The 1,271-nt window shown below is 61.3% G+C and carries 1 protein-coding gene; it reads left to right on the top strand.

Going from position 1 to position 1,271, the window contains the following annotated elements:
• Window positions 1–53: 53 nt before the first annotated feature.
• Window positions 54–1,271 (top strand): IS3 family transposase gene (locus ACV22W_RS33500; protein WP_448023814.1). Its coding sequence is split into 2 segments (ribosomal slippage), with 1,216 coding nucleotides annotated over them: window positions 54–419 and window positions 422–1,271; the frame shifts between segments, so codons are not numbered across the junction. This gene is flagged as partial in the annotation.

Here is a 1,271-nt window from a genome sequence, read left to right as displayed (position 1 = left end):
TGACCCGTCCTGAAATAGGTTGACACTTTTTCGCCGAGACGAAGAGGTGGCAATTGGAACAAGGGATCAAGCGGACGCAACGGGACTACAGCCTGGCTTTTAAGCTGTCGGTGGTGGCCCAAGTCGAAAAAGGCGAGCTGACATATAAAGAGGCGCAGCGGCGCTACGGCATCCAGGGACGCTCGACCGTGCTGGTATGGTTACGTAAGCACGGCTTGCAGGATTGGGCCGATCCATCCGGCCGTGCGCGATCGGGTTCCCCCATGCCAAAGCAAGACTCAAAGCCGCTCACACCGGAGCAGCGCATCAAGGAATTGGAGACGCAGTTGCGAGAGGCGCAGGAGAAAGCCGCGCTGTTCGAGGCCGTGCTCGACGTGATGCGCAAGGACTACGGGATCACCGTAAAAAAGCCTTCGGGCAGGTCCTCGCGCAAAGGCGGATCGAAAAGCTGAGCGTCGAGCGAGCCTGCCGCTACATGGGCATCAGCCGGCAAGCGTATTACAAGCGATGTCGCAGCGAGGAACGCCGCGGCACGCAAGCCGAAGCCGTGACGACGCTGGTGCGGGATATACGGCTGCGCCAGCCGAGACTCGGGACACGAAAACTGCACCATCTGCTCGGGCCCGTCTTGGGCGAGCGCGGCATCAAGCTCGGGCGAGATCGACTGTTCGACGTGCTGCGCGCCGCCCGCCTCTTGGTCGTGCCACACCGGGCGTACCACAAGACGACGCAGAGCCATCATCGCTTCCGGCGTCATCCGAATCTACTCAAACCCGGGCCGGATCAGGTCGTGCCGACCGGGCCTGAACAAGTGTGGGTGGCCGATATCACGTATCTGCCCACGACTGGCCCGTTCGTGTACCTGAGCCTGATTACCGATGCGTTCTCGCGCAAGATCGTCGGTCATCACGTTCACGACAGCCTGCAGACCGAGCAGGTCAGTCAGGCGCTGAAGAAGGCGTTGCGCCGTCGCCGAACCTGTCAGCCGTTGATCCATCATTCCGATCGCGGGGTCCAGTACTGCTCGACCTACTATCAAGACATCCATCGACGTCACGGCTTGCGCTGTTCGATGACGGACGGCTACGACTGCTACCAGAATGCGCTGGCCGAGCGGGTCAACGGCATTCTCAAGGGGGAGTTCCTGCTGCAGCGTCCTGCTGATCTCGAGCAGGCCGCCAAGATGGTCGAACAGTCCGTGCACATCTACAACCATGAGCGGCCACACGCCGCCCTGGAATACAAAACGCCCGATGCGGTGCATCGGGCGT

The organism is Burkholderia sp. AW49-1 (assembly GCF_053427845.1).
The sequence above is the reverse complement of the archived record's forward strand: the minus strand, read 5'-3'. Positions and strand labels throughout refer to the sequence as shown.